Annotated in this window: 24 protein-coding genes and 2 tRNA genes; 13 read left to right on the forward strand and 13 right to left on the reverse strand. The window is 51.9% G+C overall.

The features are described from left to right. Nucleotides 1-15: 15 nt before the first annotated feature. Entirely contained in the window at nucleotides 16-663 is a 648-nt protein-coding gene (locus tag ACTG3Z_RS00385) for a pyrimidine 5'-nucleotidase (protein ID WP_439140685.1), read from the reverse strand. A 97-nt stretch (nucleotides 664-760) separates the two neighbouring features. On the opposite strand from ACTG3Z_RS00385, the gene ACTG3Z_RS00390 reads away from it, so the two are divergent. Further along, entirely contained in the window at nucleotides 761-1,411 is a 651-nt protein-coding gene (locus ACTG3Z_RS00390) for a GntR family transcriptional regulator (protein ID WP_439140686.1), read from the forward strand. Here the strand turns inward: ACTG3Z_RS00390 and ACTG3Z_RS00395 are convergent. Together ACTG3Z_RS00395 and carA are read right to left on the reverse strand one after the other, a co-directional pair. Next, on the reverse strand, nucleotides 1,348-3,279 hold the full coding sequence (locus ACTG3Z_RS00395; protein WP_439140687.1) for a glycosyltransferase: 1,932 nt from the start codon (nucleotides 3,277-3,279) through the stop codon (nucleotides 1,348-1,350). The genes ACTG3Z_RS00390 and ACTG3Z_RS00395 overlap by 64 nt on opposite strands. Before the next feature lie 81 nt (nucleotides 3,280-3,360). After that, on the reverse strand, nucleotides 3,361-4,530 hold the full coding sequence (gene carA / locus ACTG3Z_RS00400; protein WP_439140688.1) for a glutamine-hydrolyzing carbamoyl-phosphate synthase small subunit: 1,170 nt from the start codon (nucleotides 4,528-4,530) through the stop codon (nucleotides 3,361-3,363). A gap of 222 nt (nucleotides 4,531-4,752) precedes the next feature. On the opposite strand from carA, the gene ACTG3Z_RS00405 reads away from it, so the two are divergent. Next, nucleotides 4,753-5,205, forward strand: coding sequence for a GatB/YqeY domain-containing protein (locus ACTG3Z_RS00405; RefSeq protein ID WP_439140689.1), 453 nt, complete (start codon nucleotides 4,753-4,755; stop codon nucleotides 5,203-5,205). Between the two features lie 2 nt (nucleotides 5,206-5,207). Here the strand turns inward: ACTG3Z_RS00405 and ACTG3Z_RS00410 are convergent, their stop codons facing one another. From ACTG3Z_RS00410 to ACTG3Z_RS00430, 5 genes are all read right to left on the reverse strand, one after another. After that, nucleotides 5,208-6,029 carry a glycosyltransferase gene (locus tag ACTG3Z_RS00410; protein WP_439140690.1) on the reverse strand — a complete coding sequence of 274 codons (822 nt, stop codon included), beginning with the start codon at nucleotides 6,027-6,029 and terminating at the stop codon, nucleotides 5,208-5,210. A gap of 18 nt (nucleotides 6,030-6,047) precedes the next feature. Continuing rightward, nucleotides 6,048-6,545, reverse strand: coding sequence for a DUF2244 domain-containing protein (locus tag ACTG3Z_RS00415; RefSeq protein WP_439140691.1), 498 nt, complete (start codon nucleotides 6,543-6,545; stop codon nucleotides 6,048-6,050). A 109-nt stretch (nucleotides 6,546-6,654) separates the two neighbouring features. Further along, nucleotides 6,655-8,328, reverse strand: coding sequence for a cytochrome c oxidase subunit I (gene ctaD / locus ACTG3Z_RS00420; protein WP_439140692.1), 1,674 nt, complete (start codon nucleotides 8,326-8,328; stop codon nucleotides 6,655-6,657). 258 nt (nucleotides 8,329-8,586) lie between these two features. After that, complete coding sequence (lipB, locus tag ACTG3Z_RS00425; RefSeq protein WP_439140693.1) at nucleotides 8,587-9,237, reverse strand: lipoyl(octanoyl) transferase LipB; 651 nt, start codon at nucleotides 9,235-9,237, stop codon at nucleotides 8,587-8,589. A 38-nt stretch (nucleotides 9,238-9,275) separates the two neighbouring features. Continuing rightward, nucleotides 9,276-10,037 (reverse strand): LytTR family DNA-binding domain-containing protein, encoded by a 762-nt coding sequence (locus ACTG3Z_RS00430; protein WP_439140694.1) that lies wholly within the window; start codon nucleotides 10,035-10,037, stop codon nucleotides 9,276-9,278. Nucleotides 10,038-10,141: 104 nt separating this feature from the next. Here ACTG3Z_RS00430 and ACTG3Z_RS00435 point away from each other — a divergent pair, with 104 nt between their 5' ends. From ACTG3Z_RS00435 to ACTG3Z_RS00450, 4 genes are all read left to right on the forward strand, one after another. Beyond that, nucleotides 10,142-10,621, forward strand: coding sequence for a DUF2306 domain-containing protein (locus tag ACTG3Z_RS00435; protein WP_439140695.1), 480 nt, complete (start codon nucleotides 10,142-10,144; stop codon nucleotides 10,619-10,621). 112 nt (nucleotides 10,622-10,733) lie between these two features. Continuing rightward, nucleotides 10,734-10,820 (forward strand) — tRNA-Leu (locus ACTG3Z_RS00440). 218 nt (nucleotides 10,821-11,038) lie between these two features. Then, a complete protein-coding gene (locus ACTG3Z_RS00445; RefSeq protein WP_439140696.1) occupies nucleotides 11,039-11,980 on the forward strand; it encodes an ADP-ribosylglycohydrolase family protein in 942 nt (313 codons plus the stop codon). Nucleotides 11,981-12,266: 286 nt separating this feature from the next. Next, complete coding sequence (locus tag ACTG3Z_RS00450; RefSeq protein ID WP_439140697.1) at nucleotides 12,267-12,863, forward strand: class I SAM-dependent methyltransferase; 597 nt, start codon at nucleotides 12,267-12,269, stop codon at nucleotides 12,861-12,863. 43 nt (nucleotides 12,864-12,906) lie between these two features. Here the strand turns inward: ACTG3Z_RS00450 and ACTG3Z_RS00455 are convergent, their stop codons facing one another. Continuing rightward, nucleotides 12,907-13,938, reverse strand: a complete 1,032-nt coding sequence (locus ACTG3Z_RS00455) for an Atu2307/SP_0267 family LLM class monooxygenase (RefSeq protein WP_439140698.1) — start codon at nucleotides 13,936-13,938, stop codon at nucleotides 12,907-12,909. Between the two features lie 31 nt (nucleotides 13,939-13,969). Next, on the reverse strand, nucleotides 13,970-14,329 hold the full coding sequence (locus tag ACTG3Z_RS00460; RefSeq protein WP_439140699.1) for a DoxX family protein: 360 nt from the start codon (nucleotides 14,327-14,329) through the stop codon (nucleotides 13,970-13,972). A gap of 271 nt (nucleotides 14,330-14,600) precedes the next feature. On the opposite strand from ACTG3Z_RS00460, the gene ACTG3Z_RS00465 reads away from it, so the two are divergent. Together ACTG3Z_RS00465 and ACTG3Z_RS00470 are read left to right on the forward strand one after the other, a co-directional pair. Beyond that, complete coding sequence (locus ACTG3Z_RS00465) at nucleotides 14,601-15,368, forward strand: SDR family NAD(P)-dependent oxidoreductase (RefSeq protein WP_439140700.1); 768 nt, start codon at nucleotides 14,601-14,603, stop codon at nucleotides 15,366-15,368. A gap of 310 nt (nucleotides 15,369-15,678) precedes the next feature. Then, nucleotides 15,679-16,749, forward strand: a complete 1,071-nt coding sequence (locus ACTG3Z_RS00470) for a hypothetical protein (RefSeq protein ID WP_439140701.1) — start codon at nucleotides 15,679-15,681, stop codon at nucleotides 16,747-16,749. Between the two features lie 179 nt (nucleotides 16,750-16,928). Here the strand turns inward: ACTG3Z_RS00470 and ACTG3Z_RS00475 are convergent, their stop codons facing one another. Beyond that, nucleotides 16,929-17,339: a DUF6538 domain-containing protein gene (locus ACTG3Z_RS00475; protein WP_439140702.1), complete on the reverse strand. Its 411-nt coding sequence runs from the start codon at nucleotides 17,337-17,339 to the stop codon at nucleotides 16,929-16,931. Nucleotides 17,340-17,427: 88 nt separating this feature from the next. Further along, a tRNA-Cys gene (locus tag ACTG3Z_RS00480) sits at nucleotides 17,428-17,501 on the reverse strand. 164 nt (nucleotides 17,502-17,665) lie between these two features. Here ACTG3Z_RS00480 and ACTG3Z_RS00485 point away from each other — a divergent pair. The 3 genes from ACTG3Z_RS00485 (at nucleotide 17,666) to ACTG3Z_RS00495 (ending at nucleotide 21,024) form a co-directional block, all read left to right on the forward strand. Continuing rightward, complete coding sequence (locus tag ACTG3Z_RS00485) at nucleotides 17,666-18,319, forward strand: protein-L-isoaspartate O-methyltransferase family protein (protein WP_439140703.1); 654 nt, start codon at nucleotides 17,666-17,668, stop codon at nucleotides 18,317-18,319. Nucleotides 18,320-18,414: 95 nt separating this feature from the next. Then, nucleotides 18,415-19,824, forward strand: coding sequence for a TolC family outer membrane protein (locus ACTG3Z_RS00490; RefSeq protein ID WP_439140704.1), 1,410 nt, complete (start codon nucleotides 18,415-18,417; stop codon nucleotides 19,822-19,824). Nucleotides 19,825-19,947: 123 nt separating this feature from the next. Beyond that, nucleotides 19,948-21,024: a hypothetical protein gene (locus ACTG3Z_RS00495; protein ID WP_439140705.1), complete on the forward strand. Its 1,077-nt coding sequence runs from the start codon at nucleotides 19,948-19,950 to the stop codon at nucleotides 21,022-21,024. A 3-nt stretch (nucleotides 21,025-21,027) separates the two neighbouring features. On the opposite strand, the gene ACTG3Z_RS00500 is transcribed toward ACTG3Z_RS00495, so the two are convergent. Beyond that, nucleotides 21,028-22,473 (reverse strand): cobyric acid synthase, encoded by a 1,446-nt coding sequence (locus ACTG3Z_RS00500; protein ID WP_439140706.1) that lies wholly within the window; start codon nucleotides 22,471-22,473, stop codon nucleotides 21,028-21,030. A 58-nt stretch (nucleotides 22,474-22,531) separates the two neighbouring features. Here ACTG3Z_RS00500 and ACTG3Z_RS00505 point away from each other — a divergent pair, with 58 nt between their 5' ends. Both ACTG3Z_RS00505 and ACTG3Z_RS00510 read left to right on the forward strand, forming a co-directional pair. Beyond that, nucleotides 22,532-22,825 (forward strand): hypothetical protein, encoded by a 294-nt coding sequence (locus ACTG3Z_RS00505; protein WP_439140707.1) that lies wholly within the window; start codon nucleotides 22,532-22,534, stop codon nucleotides 22,823-22,825. Beyond that, the gene (locus tag ACTG3Z_RS00510; RefSeq protein WP_439140708.1) at nucleotides 22,789-23,076 is read left to right on the forward strand and encodes a hypothetical protein; all 288 of its coding nucleotides are present in this window, start codon (nucleotides 22,789-22,791) and stop codon (nucleotides 23,074-23,076) included. The genes ACTG3Z_RS00505 and ACTG3Z_RS00510 overlap by 37 nt, the downstream gene beginning before the upstream one ends. Nucleotides 23,077-23,083 lie beyond the last annotated feature (7 nt).

Consider the following 23,083-nt stretch of genomic DNA (forward strand, 5'->3'; position numbering starts at 1 on the left):
GCAAAACGCCGCAAGTCATGCGCGAATGCGTTGCAAAAAGGTGGTAAGATCATCTGTGTGGTGCTCGATATGGGGCTGCGGCAATGGGTGGGGCGCGACATGCACTGTGCGCATGCCAAGAGCGTGGGGCACGGACAAATTGCGCGGATCATCTTCAAACATCGCTGCTGTTTTTGGGGTCACCCCATCCAGAGCGAAGACTTTGTCAAAGGCCGCAGCGTCTGGCTTTGGATGAAAATCCGCATGCTCCACGCCATAAACAGCGTCAAACACCCCAGAAAGACCACGCGCTTCCAGAACATTGCGCGCGTAGGGTTCGCATCCGTTTGTGTAAACGATTTTCCGTCCCGGCAAGGCTGTAATCGCGTGCCGTAGGCCGGGATCTGGCGAAAGCACGGTGAAATCAATGTCATGCACATCTGTGAGGTAGGGTGCAGGATCAACATCATGTTCACGCATCAAGCCTGCGAGGGTCGTGCCATGGATGCGCCAGTAATGCCCGCGCAGGTAGTCCGCGCGGTCGCGATCAACGCCCAATGCGTTCATCACATAAGCCGTCATGCGCACTTCGATTTGATCGAAAAGCGTCATATGAGGCGGATACAGCGTATGATCGAGGTCGAACACCCAAGTGTCCACGTGAGAGAAATGCGCTTTCATCATGCGCGCGACGCTAACGGGAATAGTCAAGTGTCACAACAGGTTGATCAAAAATGCTGCTGCGCATAGGCTTTGTGGAAACGGGAGCAAGGAAGTAAAGATGAGCCAGATACGGGCAGGGCAGACGGACGCTTATGCGTTGATCCTCGAGGCGATTGATGTCGGTGTGTTCAAGCCCGGTGATCGTTTGGTAGAAAGTGATCTCGCGGATCGTTTTGGTGTGTCGCGCACGCCTATTCGCGAAGCCTTGCAACGACTTGAGACGCAAAACTTGCTGACGCGCGATGGCCGTAGCTTAATCGTAGCGTCCTTGAGCCATAATGAAATGGCTGAACTTTATACGGTGCGTTCTGAACTTGAAGGGCTTGCTGCACGTTTGGCGGCACAACATGCAAGCGCGGAAGAGGTGCTGGTGTTGCGCGAAATGGTGCAAGATGATCGCAAACTCACCGATGATCCATCAGCTCTATCGCGCGCGAACCGGCGATTTCACAAACAAATCCATCTTGCGTCTCACAACCGATTCCTCGTGCGCCAGCTTGATCTTGTGCACCGCTCAATGGCGTTGATGGCGACGACATCTTTGGCGGCTGAAGGGCGCGGTGAAGTGGCGATGGAAGAGCACAACGCAATCGTCGAAGCGATTGCCGCGGGCAACCAGGACGCGGCCCAACGCGCTTTGCGTGATCATATTTCAGTCGCCTTTGTAACGCGACTCAAGCTTGATTCCCTTGCATCTGAAGGCGTGTGAGCAGGAGCGTTTTCACTGTGCCCGTGGGAAGTTTTTTCCCAATAAAACGGTCGGGTTACAAGCTCCCACGTGCCTTTGTAGATCGCAAGTGTGCCGAGCCCCATATAAAGCGTCATGAGCAACGTCCACGGCATCAAATGCCTGTGTTGATCACGTGTGACTGCAATCATGTAGGTTAATAGGCTAGTAAGCCACATGAAAATAAAAGCGATGATAATCACGCTAAGCAGTTGCGCGGGTATGGCTGCGTCGAGCCAGTCGCGGGCGGTGAAGTAAAGTATCATGTGGGACCAAATCAGCGGTGCGAGCATATATTGGCTAATCGAAGACAGGAAAAACGCCTGAAAACCAAAAAATTTCCATGGTCCGAGCTCAACTAAAAGCCTGAAAGGACGGCGCATATGCGTAAAATAGGTGATCAAATACCCTTTTAACCAACGAGAGCGCTGTTTGATCCAGGGCCATGTTTTATTGTTGGCTTCTTCCAGCGTTACAGAGGAAATCAATTTCGTACAGTATCCGGCGCGAGCCAAGCGAATGCCAAGGTCAGCATCTTCGGTCACATTGTGGGCATCCCAGCCATTTAGTTTTTCAAGAATGTCACGGCGAAAGAATACGCTGGTTCCGCCAAGCGGAATCGCAAAGCCGAGCTTTGAAATACCGGGTAGGATCAGACGAAACCAAGTGGCGTATTCAATTGCAAAAAAGCGCGCAAGCGCGTTGGATCGCGCATTATAAAAATCGAGGACCCCTTGCAAACAAGCGGTCTTGTTAGGCTCCGCGGCGAAACGCGCGACAACCTCATTGAGCTGTTCGGGGTGCGGCGCATCTTCTGCATCATAGATGCCGACGATGTCGCCTTTGCAAAACGGCAGCGCATAATTCATGGCGCGCGGCTTTGTGGTAATGTTACCCGGTGGTACGATCAGCGTGCGCATCCAGTTTGGAAGGATCGCATCATTCAAATGTGCTCGCGTCGCTTGATCGCTGGCTTCGATCACAAGGATCACGTCCAACAAAGCTCTAGGATAATTGAGAAGCCCGATGCGTTGTAGCAAAGTGTCCAAAATTTCGCTTTCATCATGCAAAGGTATCAGAATGGTCAGTTTGGGTAATTTTTGGGGAAGTGGAGGGCGCTTTTGTCGTTCAGGTTTTACTGAAAAAACCTGGACCAAGACTGCAGCTGTTTTGGTCAACATACCTGTGAATACCATCGCGACCGCAAAGCCAAAAACTGCACGATATAAGCCTGCAAGACTTACCCATCGTAAAGAAAAAGCAATGATGGCGAAGAGGCATAGGGCAACGAGTAACGTTTTTAGTTGCGCAGGAAGCTGGCGGCAACTCAACGCTTCGGGCACCAAGGTCTCTGCGCGCGCAACTAATAAGGCTTCACCCTTGCTTTGGATCAATTCGTTAATATCACTTGGCCTGGCGATGGCTCTATGAATCGGATGCAAATGCGCGGGCATAAGTTTGATCGCTTCGTCAAAACGCTCAGGCGTACTACTTGCCAGCGTCGTTCCATATGCGTCGCGGTGCCATGGCACGCATTGAAGTTGGAGGCATTGATGTGGCGCAAGTCCGTCTTGCAAGCTTTGATCGGCAATAGACGTGCGTGTTTCTAAAAAAGGCAGATTTTGCTGAGCGGCGAGCGTTTCAAACAGATCGCGCTCACAAATGAGGTCTTGCGCCATGAGTAAATGACCCAGTTGTGCGTCATTAACATTTTGGTGGCCAAGAGTTGTCAGAACATCAGAGGTTTTGATCAAGCCACGATCCACCAGCATTTTGCCCAAGGGCCTATTTGCCTGATGTCTGACCTGAGCTGTCTCAGAAGCGAGCAAGTGAAGACGTGCAGTGCTCATTGTGAACTCCCGAAAAGCAACTTCGGGGGTTATCGCCTGATCCTAGTTAATATGTCGTTAAGATCAGGGATTTGTTAACAATTAGCTTGCTTTGCGTTCGTCCATATACCGCGCGAAACGCTCAAACAGATAATAGCTGTCTTGTGGACCCGGACTCGCCTCTGGGTGATGCTGCACAGAATAAACTGGGCGCCCATCCAAGCGGATCCCACAGTTTGATCCGTCAAAAAGCGAGACATGGCTTTCAATCACGCCATCGGGCAACGTTTGGCTATCTACAGCAAAACCATGGTTCATGGAGGTGATTTCAACCTTGCCAGTGTCATGGTCTTTGACAGGGTGGTTCGCCCCATGATGGCCGTGGCTCATTTTTATCGTTTTAGCACCCACCGCGAGCGCAAGCATCTGGTGACCAAGGCAAATCCCAAAGACAGGAAGGTCAGCTTGGTCTAGAATGCTTTGGATCATCGGAACGGCATATTTGCCGGTTGCAGCAGGATCGCCCGGACCATTGGAAAGGAAAACACCGTCAGGTTCATGGGCAAGAACCTCTTCAGCGGTGGCGGTTGCGGGAAGGACCACAACGTCACAGCCCGCTGAGGCAAGGCAGCGAAGAATATTGCGTTTTGCACCGAAATCGACAGCAACAACCTTATGCTTGGGCGCAGTTTGCGTTTCATACCCAACTGGCCACGCCCAACGCATTTCATTCCAGTGATAGCTTTGACTGCATGTGACGTCTTTGGCCAAATCCAGCCCTTCAAGGCCCGCAAACGCGCGCGCCTTTGCAATCAAATCATCTGTATCAAAGGTGCCGTCAGGGTCATGGCAGAGTGCGGCATGTGGCGCGCCTTGCTGGCGGATCGCACGGGTCAAGCGACGGGTGTCGATACCGCCAATCGCGATCCGGCCGCGCGCGGCCAGCCAAGGACCCAGCTCTTGAGTGTTACGCCAGCTTGACGCTTCCGTAGGGTCCCATTTGACAACCATTCCGGCAGCGACTGGGTCGCCCGTCTCATCATCCTCAGGATTGGTGCCAGTGTTTCCGATATGCGGAAATGTGAATGTCACGATCTGACCTGCATAAGACGGGTCTGTCATAATCTCTTGGTAACCCGTCATCGCAGTATTGAAACAAAGTTCAGCCACGGTGGTACCCTTTGCCCCGAAGCCGCGACCATAAAAAATGGTCCCGTCGGCAAGAGCGATACAAGCTGTTGGCGTTTTTGATGTGAGAGCAGGCGTGGGCATGTGGCAATTCCCCGAAGTCTGAATGTGCGCGAATTCCGAATGGACGGCAGCAGATAAATCTTCGCGAAACTATGAGCAGGGGTGCGTAAGGTCAAGGGAAAGAGGAAAAACAAAATGGTTAAAAAACAGTCACTTAGTTAAAAAACATTCTATTGCACTGAAGGTATGCTTTGGTTAGTGTCCAAGGCTCGATTGAGCCAGGGGATGGGTTTGGAGCGCGATATGCGAGAAAAAATCAATGCGGCACTAAAGCAGGCCATGCGTGATAAAGCAGCCATTCGGCTCTCTACGTTGCGACTTGTGAATGCAGCTATCAAAGATCGCGATATTGCGGCACGTGCAGGCGGTGGAGACGAGGGCGCGAGCGACGCTGAAGTGCTTGCGATCCTTGGCAAAATGTCGAAACAACGCATGGAAAGCGCACGCGCTTATGAAGAGGGCGGGCGTCTTGACCTTGCTGAGCGTGAGCGTGAAGAGATTGGCGTGATCGAAGAGTTCTTACCCCGTCAGCTCAGCGAAGAAGAAGTCGCCAATGCGGTAAGTGACGCGATTGAAACCAGCGGTGCAGAATCAATTCGCGACATGGGCAAGGTCATGGGGATTCTCAAAGAAAAATACACAGGACAGATGGATTTCGGTTCTGTGGGCCCTGTGGTTAAAGACAAGCTCTGCTAAAATTAAGCGCTGATGTGCCGATCTAGACCATGATCGGCCCATCTGCGGCGCATTTTGCGGGTTTCTTCAATCTTCGCGCGGTTGGTTTTCACGATCTCTGGATCAACATAACCGCGTGGATGATCTATATGCAGTAACGGTGCTGAATAGCGCAAAAACTGCCCTTTGACTCCCGCGTTCAGAAGTCGTGAACCAAGCTCCTTGTCTTCACCACCGTAGCGCATGGTTTCATCAAAGCCATTCACCGCAATCAGTTGCGAGCGCGACGTCGAGGCATTTCCACCAGACCATGTAATCTTAACAGGCGAGAGGCGATCAAGTATCCTAGATACAGATTGAGAAGCTTTGCCTGCTTTCAAGCTATCGCTTAACCCCTTTATATTTCCATTTTGGCGGAGCCACTGTGCATCGAACACGCGCTTTGAAGTGATGTCTTCTTCTGTGAGGTTTTGTGATGTTTGCGCGTTCATACGAACCACTGAGCCGGTACTAAACGCATTGGGTTTTGCGAGTTCGATATGACGCTCGATAAAACCGGCACTGGCCAAGCAATCCCCATCAATAAAAATCAGCAAGTCCGCGTCTGAACTGGCAATCGTTTTGTTGAGGATTTCGTTTTTGCCAAAACCTGTATCTGGATGCCAAACGTGGCGTAGGGGCAAATACGATTGATATTTTTCCAGAACGGCTTTGGTTTCTGGGCCTGACCCATCGTCGGCTATCGCAATTCGATCAGGCATTCGCGATTGATCTTGTAAGGCACAAAAGACGAGGTTCAACGCCTTAGGGTTGTTGTACGTCGTTATGATTAGTTCAGTTTTCATTTAATTCTAATGACGTCTCTACGTAGCCGCACGGGCAGAGGAAAATGCAATCGTGAGCTCTTCGAATAGCTCTTGGCGTTCGTCTTCGCTCAAAAACGCGCCGATTTCAACTTCGCGTCCATTTCCTTTCAGCGTAACGTAGTGCGGTACTGGGCCGTCTTTTTCATAGGCTTCCACTGTAACCCAGTACGTATTGCTTTCCCAATGTTGGTCTTTGGTGCGTGGATTTGTGCGGTGCAACGTTGTTTGCTCTTTGGAGATGGTGAGCGTTTCAAGGGTTGAGCGGTCTTGAAACGACCGGTTCAGTGCAAACCAGATCCCCCCGACCGCCAACATTAAGAACGGCAAAAGTGCCCACAATAGCTTTGTCCCCAAAAGGCCGAACAGGGGGATGGTAATTAAGGTGAAGGTCGCGAGAACGAAGGCTGCCATGCCGCGAGGAGGCAAGGATTGATGGGGCCATAGCTCTAGCGTTTGTTGGGTGACGTTTTCGTGTTCGGACCACCGGTAGGGCATGAATTCATCCAGCAAGATCAAGGTTTTGAATGAGGTAGTATAACAGTTCAAAAAAGAAAGCCCCGGTGCGACGCACCGGAGCTTATCTATTTTCATTTAGACACTTGCTTTAGTGCGCAGGGCTTTTGTCCCAGTCTTCCTGCTTTGGAAGCTGCTCGAACGTGTGCTCTGGCGGTGGGCATGGAAGTGTCCACTCAAGCGTGTCTGCATACTCGTTCCATGGGTTGTTCTGTGTGACGCGCGCACCCCAGCGGATTGCGTAGAACATAACGCCAAAGAAGAAGAGGAACGATGCAAAAGATAAGAATGCGCCCCATGAGGAAACGTAGTTCCAGTATGCAAATGCCTCGGGGTAGTCGATGTAGCGACGTGGCATGCCCTGACGGCCCAAGAAGTGCTGTGGGAAGAACGTCAGGTTTGCACCGATAAACATTGCCCAGAAGTGGAGCTTACCAGCCCACTCAGGGTACATGCGACCAGTCATCTTTGGGAAGTAGAAGTAGATACCCGCAAAGATCGCAAAGACCGCACCAAGGCTCATCACATAGTGGAAGTGTGCAACCACATAGTACGTGTCGTGATATGCACGGTCCACTGCGGCTTGAGACAGAACGATGCCTGTTACGCCACCAACGGTGAAGAGGAACAAGAAGCCAAACGCCCAAAGCATAGGTGTCTTGAACTCGATAGAGCCGCCCCACATCGTTGCGATCCAAGAGAAGACTTTAACGCCTGTTGGCACCGCGATGACCATTGTTGCCAGCATGAAATAGGACTGCTGCGTCAAGGACATACCGACTGTGTACATGTGGTGCGCCCAAACGACGAAGCCCAAAGCACCAATCGCGATGATCGCCCAAACCATTGGCAAATATCCAAACACGGGCTTGCGAGAGAATGTCGCAATCACGTGGCTGATGATGCCGAAACCTGGGAGAATGATGATGTAAACTTCTGGGTGACCAAAGAACCACAGGATGTGCTGATACAGGATTGGATCACCGCCACCGGCTGGGTCAAAGAATGTCGTGCCGAAGTTACGATCTGTCAAAAGCATCGTGATCGCGCCCGCCAGAACTGGCAAAGACAGCAAGATCAACCAGCTTGTCACGAAGATGGACCATGAGAACAAAGGAACCTTGAACAATGTCATGCCAGGGGCACGCATGTTCAGGAACGTTGTAATCATGTTAATCGCGCCCAAGATTGAGCTGGCACCGGAGACGTGGACCGCGAAGATCGCGAGATCCATCGACATGCCGCCTTCGTTCACGGAAAGCGGTGGATAAAGAACCCAGCCAACACCCGAACCCAGTTGATCGTTACCGCCCGGCGCAAGCACGGAGCAAACCGCAAGCGTCGTACCAGCAACGTACATCCAATAAGAAAGGTTGTTCATGCGCGGGAACGCCATGTCAGGCGCGCCAATTTGCAATGGCATGAAGTAGTTACCAAAACCACCGAAGAGCGCGGGAATCACCACGAAGAACATCATCAAGATGCCATGACCAGTGATCAAAACGTTCCAAAGGTGACCGTTTGGCGTACACTCGCTTGCAGCATCTGCAAACATACGTGCACCCTCGAGGCACATGTACTGAACGCCAGGCTCCATGAGCTCAAGGCGCATGTAGACGGTGAAAGCTACGGAAATAAAGCCAACGATTGCTGACGTTATGAGGTATAGAATACCGATATCTTTGTGGTTCGTAGACATGAACCAGCGGGTGAAGAAACCGCGCTGATCTTCGTGTTCATGGCCTTGAATGGCTGCGTCTGCCATGCGTGCCTCCTGCTGATGTATAAAATAAGCGCGTAAATGTCCCTTCAAGCGCTTTTAGTTCTGATCTGTTTTTAGTTCGCTTCAGTCTCGCATTCAATGTCTGAGTGCGTCTTGGATGAACATTATTGTCGCACGTATTTATGCGAATGAGCCCTAAACACACCACTTCAGACCAATACACATTCAAAAACATGCAAATAACAAATTTTCGGTTAAGAATCGCGGCTTAAACATTTTTTTTCGCGAATCTCTCCAAATTCAAGCTTCGAAGGTCTCTTCGAAGTTGCGTTTGAGTGCGACATCTAGATCATCCATGGTGACGGGCAGACCCAAATCAACCAAGCTGGTCACACCGTGCTCGGTGATGCCGCAGGGCACGATCCCGTCGAAGTGTTCCAAGTCGGGTTCAACATTGATGGAGATGCCGTGAAAGCTGACCCATTTTCGCAATCTGATGCCAATGGCAGCAATCTTATCCTCAGCGGTTTCGCCATTTGCTTGCAGTGGCTTGTTTGGCCTTTGGACCCAAACGCCCACGCGCCCATCGCGAATTTCACCAACGACATTAAACTCTGCCAATGTCGCGATCACCCATGCTTCTAGGTCTTGTACAAATGCGCGTACATCTCTGCCGCGTTTGGCAACATCAAGCATCACATACGCAACCCTCTGACCCGGGCCGTGATAGGTATATTGCCCCCCGCGCTTTGAAGCGTGGACCACAAAGCGATCAGGGTCTGTCAAATCTTGTGGGTTGGCAGATGTACCCGCAGTATAAAGGGGGGGATGCTCAAGCAACCAAATCAACTCATCTGCAGTGCCATTTGCGATATCTGCGGCACGCGCTTCCATAAACGCGACTGCATCTTCATAGGCGGTCAAGCCGCTTGAAATTTTCCACTCTACCATATGCGCCGAATACTATGGCCGATCCAAGCACACCAGAGTTAAACTGGAAGGATGCCTGCAGCTTTTAAGTCTTTTATGCGGCTGCGGCTTGCGGGCAAGGTGCGCCCATCAGAGAGCGTCAAGATTGCTTTATCCCCATCGCGCTTTGCTTTGACAACATGGGCCGTCGCGACCCAATGAGAACGATGCACTTGTAAGCCAGCGATATCGCCCGTCTCTCGTATCGCATCACTCAATCGCATCAGAAGAAGTGATGTCCCAGCGCTGGACGTAACCTCTACATAGTGGTCTTGGACTGACATAGAGATCAGCGCACCGCGTTTTTCCAAGTCTAATCGCTGTAGCAAAGTTGCAGGCGCTGGTGCGTCAGCGCTTTCTGGTTGCGACTGATCGCTTACCATTTGGATGACCAAAGCAATCACGCCAGCAGTCACCGCAACAGAGCCCAATTGCGCGACCAGCAAAGTTGTTCCAAAGGCGAGCATATTTATGATTGTCACGCAGGTTGCGACCGTGAATGCTGTCGCTACTGGGACGCCGATACGCGTTGGCCATGGCGAGTGATGCGCGCGAAAGGTCTCAACGATAAAGGCGGATGTGCACATGCCAACAGCAAATGTCACAGGCACGATGACAGCCCAATAGGCAAGGCGCGGGCCGAATGAAATGGCCTCTAGTGTGCCAAACGGCCCTGACACGCCAAGTAAAACGATCACCGCAATAAGGATGATCTGAGCGATTGGCTTGGCAAATATCTGTCGCGTTTCACGAAGCGCGTGTTGCGTCGGGCTGTTGCTCACGAATGTCCTCCGCAGTTGAGCGCAATGGGTGATGACGCGTACAGGCGATGCGTCCATGGCGGTTTCATACCGCGATTTTGCTCAGTTGGAAAAGGACTTATACTATGGATTTTGCTCTTCTTTTAGATGCGCCCTTCATTATTCAGTGTCACGTTATATGTGCGGTCATCGCGCTTGGGTTGGTGCCAGTGATGTTGTTTCGGCGCAAAGGCGATCAGCTTCATAAGGTCATTGGTCGAATTTGGGTTGTTGCGATGGGCTTAACCGCAATCAGTTCTTTTGGGATCATGGACATTCGCCTGATTGGGCCCTTTAGCCCAATTCACGGGCTTTCTTTGCTCACGCTTTATTCGCTTACAGGGGCTGTGATCCAAGCGCGTGCAGGAAAGATCGAAGCGCATAAACGTCACATCCTTGGCGCGATGGGCGGATTAGTCGGGGCTTTCATCTTTACGGCATTGCCTGGTCGTTTGATGTCACAAGTCTTGTTCCCAAACGTTGAAGTGATCGGATTTATCGCTTTGCTGGTTCTGGGTGGTCTTGGATACGTGCTCTGGCGCATCAAATTCCGGCATGCGATTTGAGGCTGTGCTTAGATGCCAAGCGCGCTTTCATGTGAGTTTTGTAAATTTCCCAACGATTTGCTCTTGGCATGGCAAAAAGGCTCCACTATACGCCGTCGAACTTGCTGGTTTTGCGGTCGTGGCGGAATTGGTAGACGCGCAGCGTTGAGGTCGCTGTGAGGTAACACTCGTGGGGGTTCGAGTCCCCCCGACCGCACCAGCAAGTATTACATCCCTCTCGTTAGTATGAAGAACTAAAGCTCTTGGCTTTGGATCAACGATTTGTGCGTTGTTTTTGCGTGCCTCTTGTTGCGCTTGGTGGGGCGTTCTGCTGTTGGTACAGGCCTAGACCCCTTAGGGTTCAGCGAAACCATCTTGTAATTCTATAGGTCAGCGGCAAAGATCAACGCCTACACCGTGATCTACCAGAGGTAAAATATGTTGCATTCGAAAAGTACAGATATATTGCTCGGCGCTTTGGTGGCTGATGCTGCCTGCTTGGGTATGCATTGGATCTATGACCCTGAGCAGATTGAAAAAATTGCGAAACGGCAAAGCAACAACTCGGCGTTCACAACAGTTGATCCTAAGAATTACGAAGGGGTTAAGGGGTATTTTGCACATGCCGGGCGCACCCTTGGTATGTTGACCCAATACGGGGAAACTCTGCGTCTTGCGATCCAATCGATGAACGCAAATGATGGCGCTTTTGACGTTGCCGCCTATCAGGGGGCGTTTGCGGCGTTCTTTGGCCCCGGTGGCGCTTACCAAGGATACATTGATCGCGTCACACGGGGCGCTTTGGAAAATATTGCTAAAGAGCAATCGCCGTCAGGAATTGACGATGATCAAAACCCAGCGATCACGCGTTTGCCTGCGATTGTGGCTCGGTACCATGATGATGAGAATCTGAGCGAAATTCTCACCAACGCGATGCAAGTGACCAATGTTAACGACGTCGCTGCCGCGTATAGCAGCGCCTTTGCCGACGTTTTGATGCGCGTTATGCGCGACGAACCTTTGGACACAGCGCTCGACGCTGCGGCAGAGACGGCGGATGAGCTGATCAAAGCTGACCTTAAATTGGCGTTGAAGAGCACCGGAACCAACGCGGTAGATTTTGCGGGCGAGATTGGTCGCGCATGTCATCTTCCGACGGCTGGGCCCGTTATGTTCTATATATTGAAGCACAGCGACTCTTATCGCGAGGCAGTGGAGCAAAACATCCGTGCGGGTGGCGATAACGCTGGGCGCGCCATCCTGATCGGTGCCATTATGGGGCGTGTGCATGGAATTGGCACAGAGAAGGGCGTTCCAATTTCTTGGCTGCTGCAACTGAACGATGGCCATAGTATCTGGAGCGAGTGCGAGGCGTTCTAAAGCATGTAATAAGACATCTTCTATTCCCCCGCTGTTTTGGATCCGCGTGCAAAACGGTCTTAACTGGGGAGACATCTACGCTGCGCAAACCGCGTTTGCTGCAATGTCTTCTCAAGGGGGCGTTGATCCGGAGGCGCTGGTTATTTAGCGCAGCTTTCCCGCGAAAGTGGTTTCTAAGATCCGTTTGAGATTTAATCTCAGTGGAAAAGCCGTTTTTTCGGAGCTACGGTCTCGTGCAAAACCTCTTTGCCTGCCAAAGTGCCCTCATCAGAAAAAGGATCAAATCATGTGGGAAGACCGTTTTGCCCAAGACGGGTATTTATTCGGAACGGAACCTGTCCCGTTTCTTTTGAAACATGATGCCATCTTTGAAGCAGGTCAGAGTGTTTTGTCGATTGCTGAAGGGGAAGGGCGAAACGGGGTACATCTGGCCAAGAAAGGGCTGGATGTCACAGGTGTGGAATTCGCGCCCTCTGCTGTTGCGAAGGCTGAAAAACTAGCAGCGCTGAACGACGTTGAACCGACATTCATCCACGCTGATCTGTTTACCTGGGATTGGCCGCAAGATGCGTTTGATATCACGCTTGGATTGTTCTTCCAATTTGTTGGCCCTGTGGAGCGCGACATCCTTTGGAGCAAAATGCTGGGAGCAACGCGCCCAGGTGGTTTAATCGTGATCCACGGGTATACGCCCAAACAGATCGAGCTTGGTACAGGCGGGCCGCCCAATGTGGAAAATATGTACACGAGTGCCAGCTTCGATACAGTGTTCGCAGGCTGCGAGGTTCTTGTGTGCGAAGAGTATGAGGCTGAACAGCGCTCGGGCTCTGCGCATGTTGGAATGTCAGCACTCATAGATTTTGTAGCGCGCAAGCCTGAGTGATCGGCGAAGTCTTTGTCGCCAGATCACGTTTTGAGCCGCCCCTTTAAAGTGCGCTGCGCACGGCAGGTGCCACTTCGGTTCCAAGCAGAGTGATAGATTTTTGCATACGTTCCGTCTCTAGCATTGCGGTGCTCATTTGGAATGTGATTCTAGAAATGCCGCCCATCACAGTATTTGCAGCAATCATCTTGTCGCGCACGGTTTGCGGGCTGCCGACAAGAAACGCACCGTCTGGTCCGCAAAGCGCATTGAACTGTGCGCGGCTGGCTGGTGGAAAGCCACGTTCCGCGCCAATCTGATCCATCACACGCGCCCAGCCTGGATAAAACGCATCACGGGCTTCATAATCGGTTTCGCCGACAAAGCCCATCGCGTGAATGGCAATTTTCAGGTCTTCGCGCTTGTGACCCGCGCGCGCACCTGCGTCGTAATAGAGGTCTACCAAAGGACGAAAGCGTGCAAAGCTTCCACCAATAATCGCAATCATTAGCGGCAGTCCCAAAGTACCCGCGTGCACGAAGGACTCTGGTGTGCCACCGACGCCAAGCCAAACAGGCAGCTTGGATTGAACCGGACGTGGATAGACACCTTGCGCTGTTAGCGCAGGTCGAAATTTGCCGCGCCATGTTACGTGTGTTTCATTACGCAACTGCAAGAGTAGTCCAAGTTTTTCAGCAAACAAAGCGTCATAATCTTCGCGCGCGAACCCGAATAACGGGTACGCTTCGATGAATGAACCACGGCCCGCGACAATTTCAGCGCGCCCGTTTGAGATGAGATCAATCGTCGCAAAATCCTGAAAGACACGCACAGGATCAGCTGCGCTCAAAACTGTGACAGCAGAATTCAAACGAATGTTTTTGGTACGCGCTGCTGCGGCGGCAAGAATAATCGCAGGCGCAGAGTCAAGGAATTCGGCGCGGTGGTGTTCACCGATCCCGAAGGCATCAAGCCCTACGCGATCCGCTGTTTCTACCTCTGCCAGAAGGTCCGCCATCCGCTGGGATGCAGGCACAAAGGCCTGATTTTCTGTTTCTGGCAAGAAGGCTGCAAAACTGTCGACGCCGATTTCCATTGTTGATCCTTTCTAATGGGATGTTGGCCGTTTAAGCGGCGCGCCCCAAAGTTGCGTTGATCTGATCGCGGTGCAGATACAAAACCGCAGCACAGATAAGGCCAAGAACGACCGCTGGAACTGCTGAAGGTCCAAGGATCAAGACATGTGCAAGAACAGCGCCGACCATCGTCGCACCCAGCAGTGCAGAGGCAAACGCCTGACGGCCTGGTAGCCAAAGCAACGCGGCAGCACCAACTTCAATGATACCGGTCAGATAGCGAAACCATTGGCCAACGCCGATGGCGTCATAAGTTGCAACCATCATTTCAACGCCAGCAACTTTCGCGCCACCTGCGCCAACGAATGCAAGTGTGAGAAGTGCGCGTAGTCCGAGAGATAGATATTTCATAGCTTGGGTCCCTAAGATTGTTACGTTCCTGTCAAAGCAGGTAGTGCGTCGCATAATCTTGCGCAATGTGCGGAAATACACGGTTTGTGCGCGAAAAATGTACACAATGTATTCACCAATAACGGCAAAGCTGCGGGTGTAGATTTCTTGCCTTAGCAGGTCAGCGTAACCGTAATCCGTACGATCGTGCGCAGCGTCATTTACATTTGTGATTGCATTCTTACCGTTTCGCCTAAGAAGATTACACAAAATCACAAAAGGGATCTTTCACATGACACAGTGGGTAGGCCAAGTGGCCATCGTTACAGGTGGTGCATCAGGGTTAGGCGCAGCAACGGCCAGCCAGTTGGCGGCTTCAGGTTTAAAAGTTGCTCTGTTTGACCTCAACGAAGACAAAGGCAATGCGCACGCAGCTGCGCTTGGTGGCATCTTTTGCAAGGTCGATGTGTCTGATCCGAAAAGCGTAGAGGCGGGCATGTCAGATGTGGTTGCAAAGCTTGGTGCGCCGCGCGTTATGGTGAATTGTGCGGGCATTGGGCTCGCTGGGAAAACCGTAAGCCGCGGTGCGCCACATGACTTCGATCTGTTTGATAAAACCATCCGCATCAATTTGATCGGATCTTTCAATTGCGCCAGTCAAGCGGCTGCCTTGATTGCGGCACAAGATCCAATGGAGCCCGATGGCGCGCGTGGCGTGATTATCAACACGGCTTCTGTCGCTGCATATGATGGACAAGTCGGGCAGGTTGCTTATTCAGCATCCAAAGGCGGGATTGTTGGCATGACATTGCCTATGGCACGCGATTTGGCGGACAAAGGTATTCGTGTTTGCTCTGTTGCACCGGGTTTGTTTTTGACGCCGCTTTTGGAAAGCCTGCCACAAGATGTTCAGGACTCACTGGGCGCACAAGTGCCTTTCCCGTCCAGGCTTGGTGCCCCTGATGAGTTTGCTAAACTGGTTGGTCATATTCTCGATAATCCAATGCTTAATGGCGAAGTCATCCGTCTTGATGGCGCTATCCGTATGGCACCGCGGTAAGCGTTAAAACAGCGCCCCCTTAAACGGGGGGGAGACGAAGCCGCGCGAATTTGGTCTTTCGGTTGTTACGATCCATCAATACGCGTGACAAAAAAATGAGGAGTTTCAAAAGATAAGGCTGTGGGGAACGGGTTATTGCGCAATAAAAAAGAGCGAAATTTCGGCGCTCTCGTGTTTTAACGATCTTGGTTTTCGTGAGTGGAGGCATCCTCCCCACAGTCTTTGCAAAGCAATTGTTGCTGCGACCGTTCTGCTTTGAGCATGCGCATGTCGCTTGACGGTCCTTTTGAAAGAAAGACAGATTTTTACGATGAGCATTCGCTTCCCGGCATTTTATCAAATCAGCGCTGCGCTTTTGCTCGGGCTTTTGTCCGCTGCCTTCGTCACGTTTCTTGCAGTTTCACAACCTTGGCTTGGTCTTAACCTAAGCGCCGCTGAGGATGGTATGAGGGTTTCGGTTCAAACCGATGCGACTGGGCCAAGCGCGGCCATGCACGAAGGTGGCCGACTTGTTCAAATCATAGGCCAAGACGGACGGGCGCGCATGACGCTCAACCCGCTGGATTTGACTGAAGAACCGGATACGCTGAGCACGCCTGAAGCACGAGCGCAGTTTTACGAACGTCAACAAGTGCTCTTTGATATCCTTAGCGGAACAACAGTTTCTCTCACTTTTCAATCGCAACGAAACGACGTGCAAACGCTTGCGGTCCAACCTTTGCCCAAGCGTCCGCTCACAGATTTACCACTGCCGTTTTGGGTGCAGATCATGGTGGGTGTGATCTCTTTGTTGCTGGCTGCTTGGGTTGTGTCGCAAACCAGTGCGGACCCTGCAGGTCGCATCGCTTTCGCGCTGGCCTGCACAGGCCTTTGGCTTTGTACACATGCGGCCGCGCTTTACAGCACGCGCGAATTAGCCCTGAATGTCAGTGAATTTAGAACGGCATCCATGCTCAACTATATTGGCAGCTTTGTCGGGGGCATTGGACTTGTGAACCTTTTTTTGGTTTGCCCTAGCCGAATTGCTCGGCCTTGGCAGCTATGGATTGCGCCATTGGTTATCTTGCCGATCGCATTGATGAGCCTTGCCAATCTTGAGGGGTTGGCTGTGTCGCGACAGGTGACTGTAACGCTGATCACCTTGGCATTTGTCGCATTGGTCATTGTTCAAACCATCAAGTGCTGGCGCGATCCGGTTGTGCGTGTGGTTATGACATGGCTTGGCATTTCAGTCATCATTTGCGCTGGGGGATATATCGTAGCGATTATTATTCCCGCCTTCACTGGCCAAGCGCAGAAAATGACCCAAGCGCATGCGTTTGCGATCATCTTGATTTTTTACATTGCGCTTGGTGTCGCTGTCGCGCGCTATCGGCTTTAAGCATTGCCGGATTTATCGATGCGTATGCTATTTTATGTGGGAGGCCTTGTCCCATTGCTTCTGTTGTTCAAGGGCTTTTCTAGCTAAATCAGCGTCAATCTGCCCTTGCTGAGCCTTCATAGGAAACGGGTTATCTCCTAGTTCTATCCAGTACTTCCAAGCTTGTGCTTCTTTTTCGTTTAGGAACTGGAAGCACTGCATTGCAAGGTTTCATTGAATGTCCCTTCCTGGAAGCAGAGGCTTTCACATACTGCAATCTTGCGCCTATCTGCTGCATTTGGCTGCCGATCTGTAGCATTAGGGTTTGGACCAGATAGGGCTTCCTCAAATGGGTCGTTTGCAGTCCAGTGCTTGCGAACAAAGGCAATGAACGGATTAGCATTTAGCTGCGCATCGAACTCACGGTAAATCTCTTCGGCTATGCTGTGTACGAGCTTCTCTGCGATACGCAGGTCACTTGTTCTTGTAGACTTACGGATCTGTTTGTCTTTTGGGTTTCGTCTTAATGCTTCTGGTTTCGTGACGAAAACATAGTAGCTTTTCTTGCCTGAAACTTGTCGCAGTGTTGGTTTGTGGTAGTCTCTTTGCATAATGTAGGTTCCGCCGTAGGTCCCTGCATAGGTCCCTTTAGTTGGTCGAAACCTAATAATACTTGGTAATAAAAGCAATGAGGATCACTGGAGGCGAGTACCGGAATCGAACCGGTGTACGCGGATTTGCAATCCGCTGCATAACCACTCTACCAACTCGCCAGCCAGTGATATCGGGCAAATAGCTGATCTAACAAAGTGCTGCAAGGGCCAAGAGATGGGAATTTGCTGTATTTCTCATTGCTTCAAAACGCATCTGGCCGTTGTGGGCAGGGACGTTATGTGGCACTAAAGTCTAAAGGATTCTGAACGAGCGAGTTTAGCCAATGTCTGATTTTGCAGCCCGGCGTATTATGATGGTGGATACACAGGTCCGACCCTCTGATGTCACCAAATTTCCAATCATCGATGCGATGCTCAATGTGCCGCGCGAGAATTTCGTGCCACGCGAGCGTCGCGAAGCAGCCTATGTGGATGGCAACATCGTGCTTGGCGCAAATCGAGTTGTGCTAGAGCCGCGCACTTTGGCTAAAATGCTCGATGCATTAGATCTTCAAAACGATGAACTCGTACTCGAGATTGCCTCTGGGTATGGCTATTCTGCTGCTGTAATGGCGCATATTGCACAAGCTGTTGTTGCTGTTGAAAACGATGAAGACATGGCAAATGACGCGCAGACAGCGCTTAGTGATGCAGGGGCTGACAATGTGGTTGTGCAAGCGGGGGCCTTGCAAGATGGCGCGCCAGAGCACGGCCCATATGATGTTATTGTGTTGCAAGGTGGCGTAGAAAGCGTGCCAGCCAGTATCACAGACCAGCTCAAAGAAGGCGGTCGCATGGCTGCACTTTTCATGACCGGTGCTTTGGGTGAAGTGCGTATTGGCCGCAAGCTTGATGGCCAGCTCAACTGGCGACTTGCCTTTAATGCAAGCGCACCTGTTCTGCCCGGCTTTGAAAAGGCAACTGAATTCGCGCTTTAGGCGCAATCGACAAACGTGCGACGGAAGCTGCTCTGTCGTGCGTATTAAGACAGACGTATCAAAGAAAATGGTGCGAGAGAGTTTCTGGGGGCACGATGTTCGACCTGAAAGCAAAGACTAAACGTTGGGGCGCGGCTTTGGGGATGACCCTAATGTTGGCTCAAGCGGCGCAAGCGGAAACGCTATCGGATGCTTTGGTGGGCGCGTTTAATCACTCTGGCCTTCTTGAACAAAACCGCGCACTTTTACGTGCGGCAGATGAAGACGTCGCCATTGCTATGGCGTCACTGCGCCCGATTGTGAATTTCACAGGCTCGCTTGGGCGCAATTTCTCGCGCACCACAAGCTCTTCGTTGGGGACGCTCAGCGATACAGGCAATACATCTGCAACCATTGGGATCGCGATGGAGCTGCTGATCTACGATGGTGGTCAATCCAAGATCGCTATCGAAGCTGCAAAAGAAAATGTTCTTGCGACGCGCGCTCGCTTGCTATCGCTTGAGCAAAACGTGCTCTTACGCGCAATTCAAGCCTATATGAACGTGCGCCGCACGACAGAAACGGTGGTTTTGCGCCAGAGTAACGTGCGTTTGATCACGCAAGAACTGCGCGCTGCGCGCGATCGCTTTGAAGTGGGTGAAATTACACGCACGGATGTTGCACTCGCAGAGGCCCGTTTGGCCGCTGCGCGTTCAGCGCTGGCAGCGGCTGAAGGCGGTCTGATTTCAGCGCAGGAAGAGTATCGCGTAGCAGTTGGGCGCAAGCCAGGAAATCTGCGTGCGCCACGCAACTTGCCCAAAACGGCCAATTCCGTCGAAGAAGCGAAAGCAATTGCTGTTCGCAACCATCCAGACATGCAGGCCGTCAAACATGATGTTTCAGCGGCAGATCTGAATGTGATGCGCGCAGAAGCGGCTTCGCGTGGCAATCTGAGACTGCGCGGTGGCGTGAATACCTCACGCAGTTTGTCGGCCAAGACCAAGACCAACAGCGGCTCTGTCTCGCTTGAAGCGACGGTCCCTATTTACCAAGGGGGCAGGTTGCCGGCGTTGATCCGTCAAGCAATGGCGCGCCGTGACGCTGCCCGTTCTGGGTTGCATATAACAAAGCATCAACTTGAGCAGGGCGTCGGAAATGCCTTTGCGCAATTGCGTGTTGCTGCGGCATCGATTGAGGCAAGCGAACGCCAGATCAGAGCAGCAACAGTGGCCTTTAGAGGTGTGCGCGAAGAAGCGAATGTTGGTTCGCGTACAACGCTTGATGTGCTGAATGCGGAGCAAGAACTGCTCAACGCGCGCTCTGCTTTGATTGGGGTACAGACGGACCAATTTATCTCTGCCTATTCAGCGCTCGCGTCGATGGGTTTGTTGACCGCCAAACATCTGAACCTGCCTGTTCAGCAATATGATCCAACTGCGTATTATAATTTGGTCAAAGACGCACCTGCACGCAGCAAGCAAGGTGACAAGCTGGACCGTGTGATGCGTTCGCTTGGTAAAAAGTAAGGCCCCGAACGCTTCAGCGTTTATTTGCCATAGCTGGATGTAAAACTCCTGCTAATTGCTTCTATCTGTTGTGAGAATCCGCGCAGAGCGTTAACCTGCGCGTGAGGCGAGAATGGAATAATTATGTCAGACCCGGTAACTAATATCGAAATCGAGGATGTATTGTCCTCAATTCGTCGACTTGTTTCTGACGAAGCACGCGCGAGTGAGAAGTCTGAACGTGAGGATGGTTTTTCTTCTGATGTTCCTCCGCAAGCTGTTGAATTAGAAGCAGAAAGTGAAGAGTCTGATGCAAAGAGCCTTGCACCAGCCCCTAAAGTTGCGCCACCTGCTTTGGTCCTTACACCTGCGTTGCGGATTGAGCCTGATGAGGATGAAAACACTCCTTCAAACGACGAAGTGGCAGTAGATCAAACGCCCGATGAGCAAAGTGAATCGCCTACCTTGATTCTTAGCCCAGACGATCAAGCAGTGGATTTTGAAGACAATTCTTCGGATCATGATGTGATTGAAGAATCATCGGTCGCACCCGAGCTTGTCGAGAACATAGAAGAACACGACGCGCGACCGTCAGATCCAGAGACGGATCCTGACCTTCCTCAGGATCATCAGAACGACGAGGCGGTCGAAAATGAGCAGGCATCAGAGCAAGCGTCAGAAGAGGTGGTAGCTGGTGAAGCGCATCTAGACGAAATAAGTGCGCCCGTCGAAGAACCCCTTGAAGAGCCTGTGACGATTGAAGACAAAATCGCTGCTCTTGAAGCTTTAATTTCACGGTCTGATACGGATTTTGAACCTGATGGCACTGGTGATGGCGCGAATGCAGGGCGTCCCGGCAACGCGCTTCCATGGGAAGATAGCCAAGAGCAACGCGGTGGCGGTTTGCAAACTGGTACTTTGTCAGATCCAAGCAGCCCTTCGCAAACTGCTGCTTTTCATGACGGTGCCGCAGCGTTTGAACGCGCGCACGCTGAAGCTGTAAGTGCTGCAGAGACGGAGATTGCTGAGGATGCCTCTGAAACGCTTCTTGCTTCGGGGAACATAGCGAGTGAGCTTGATGAAGACATGCTTCGCGACATGGTCGCCGAGATTGTGCGCCAAGAGCTACAAGGCCCGCTGGGTGAACGTATAACGCGGAATGTGCGCAAACTGGTGCGCCGCGAAATCTATCGTGCTTTGGCCGCGAATGAGCTCGACTAGGGACTAGACGGGCTCGGCAAGTTCCCACAAAAGATCAAGGTCCATATGCTCTTCTAGGTGCGCAGCGAGTGCGTCTAGAGTTTGCTCTACCGTTGCACCGTAGTTCATTTCGCTGACTGCGCCGCCCTCAAGAAAATCTGCTCGGAACGCGTCTGACGTGAACAAACCGTGCAAATAGGTTCCGCGCACGCGTTTATCGGCGCTAGAGGCACCTTCGTTGCGGCCACCGACCTCAAGCCATGGACGTTCGCAATCAGCGCCTGTGGTCACACCTAAGTGGATTTCATACCCTTCTAGTTCTGCACCAGTTTCTAAGTAGCGCGCTTTGGTCCGTGCAAGGGTCTTCTTTGGGATCATAACGGTCTCAACATCCAAAAACCCAAGCCCTTCGACTGTTTGTGGTGCCCCTTCGATCCCCTCAGGATCGCTGATGCTTTTGCCAAGCATCTGATAACCACCGCAAATTCCCAGCACCTTACCGCCGCGCCGCACATGCGCTTGTAGATCAATGTCCCAACCTTGCGCCCGGAAATAAGCCAGATCTGCAATCGTTGCTTTCGAACCGGGGATCAAAATCAGATCTGCATCACCGGGCAGGGGACGCCCTTGTTCAATGATTTCGACACTCACGTTCGGCTCGGCAGAGAGTGGATCGAGATCGTCAAAATTCATGATCCGACTTAAACGGGGCACCGCGACTTTATACGCGCCTCCGCTGTGCGAGCGGATATCCATGACATCCTCAGCAGGCAAGCGCCACGCGTCTGTGAACCAAGGGATGACACCAAGCGAAGGCCAGTCAGTATGGTCTATGATTGCGGTTAGTCCTTCATCAAAAAGGCGCACATCACCGCGAAACTTGTTGATACAAAAGCCGCGAATGAGATCGGCATCATCTTTCGGCAGGATCGTCTTGGTGCCAACAACTTGTGCGATAACGCCGCCGCGATCGATGTCGCCAGTCAAAATCACAGGCACACCCGCAGCTTCTGCAAAGCCCATGTTGGCAATATCACCCGCGCGAAGGTTAACTTCTGCCGGGCTACCGGCGCCTTCTACAACAACCAAATCAACATCACGTGCAAGCCTTTGAAAACTTTCAAGAACACGTGGCATCAGCTTGTGCTTGATCTTGCCGTAGTCGCGCGCGCGGAGTGTGTCCCAGCGCTGACCTTGTACCACAATTTGTGCGCCTGTTTCGCTCTCAGGCTTTAGTAAAACGGGGTTCATGTCAGTGTGACTGTCCTTGCGAGACGCCAAAGCTTGTAACGCTTGAGCGCGTCCAATCTCGCCACCATCCACGGTGACGGCAGCATTGTTGGACATGTTTTGCGGCTTGAACGGCGCAACCGATAGGCCGCGATTGCTAAATGCGCGTGCAATTCCTGCAACAAGCATGGATTTGCCCACGTTAGAGCCCGCACCTTGAATCATTATCGCTTTGGTCATGGACAGCCCTCTTGTGTCACGTCAGACATAGTGCGCGGCTTGCATGAGAGAAAGAGCGATGAACACTCCAGCACATCTGATTTTGGGTTTGGCGGCGTTTTCCAACGCCAAACAGCGTAAAGTGACGGCCGCGGCTGCGGCGGGTGCTCTTTTGCCAGACCTGTCGCTTTACGTTATGGCCGGTGTTTCGCTGACAATCTTGCAAATTCCACCCGACATCGTGTTTGGACAGATGTATTTCTCAGAGGCATGGCAAACGGTTTTCGCAATTGATAATTCGTTTTTGCTTTGGGGATTGGTGTTGGCCTTCGCATTGTGGTGGCAGGGGCGGGGCTGCTGCACATTGCGCTAGATTTCCCCCTGCATCATGATGATGGGCGTCCGCATTTCTGGCCTGCGAGCGATTGGATTTTTGAAAGCCCGCTCAGTTATTGGGACAGCGCGCATCATGCGGCATGGGTCGCACCGCTGGAAGGGCTGTTGGTGCTTTGTTGCGTGGTCGTCTTGTTTCGCAAATTCAGGCATTGGCCTATGCGTCTTGCGGCGTTGGTCTTGTTCGCCATGGAATTTCTGGTGATCCGAAGCTGGCTTTTGTTCTTCTAGAACAAAA

This window comes from Planktotalea sp., from assembly GCF_965659345.1.
In the GTDB taxonomy this organism is placed as follows: Bacteria; Pseudomonadota; Alphaproteobacteria; order Rhodobacterales; family Rhodobacteraceae; genus Planktotalea.